At 66.9% G+C, this 456-nt stretch carries 1 protein-coding gene; it reads right to left on the minus strand.

All coding sequences use genetic code 11. The features are described from left to right. A partial coding sequence (locus ACIRRY_RS51825; RefSeq protein WP_403988167.1) for a tetratricopeptide repeat protein occupies positions 1–456 on the minus strand: 456 nt, incomplete at both ends.

Here is a 456-nt window from a genome sequence, read left to right on the forward strand (position 1 = left end):
GGGCTTCCTGTAGCCGTCCGGCATGGCTGTAGGAGTTGGCGAGGTTGTTGCGGGCGGTGAGGGTGTCGGGATGGTCGGGGCCCAGGATCCGCTCAAGGTCGGCTAGCACTTGTTCGCGCAGGTCGAGGGCTTCCTGTAGCCGTCCGGCATCGCTGTAGGAGTTGGCGAGGTTGTTGCGGGCGCTCAGGGTGTCGGGATGGTCGGGGCCCAGGATCCGCTCACGGTCGGCTAGCACTTGTTCGCGCAGGTCGAGGGCTTCCTGTAGCCGTCCGGCATCGCCGTAGGAGTTGGCGAGGTTGCTGCGGGCGGTGAGGGTCTCGGGATGGTCGGGGCCCAGGATCCGCTCACGGTCGGCTAGTACTTGTTCGCCCAGGTCGAGGGCTTCCTGTAGCCGTCCGGCATGGCTGTAGGAGTTGGCGAGGTTGTTGCGGGCGCTCAGGGTGGCGGGATGGTCGG

The sequence above is a fragment of the Streptomyces sp. NPDC101776 genome (assembly GCF_044766845.1).
GTDB lineage: Bacteria > Actinomycetota > Actinomycetes > Streptomycetales > Streptomycetaceae > Streptomyces.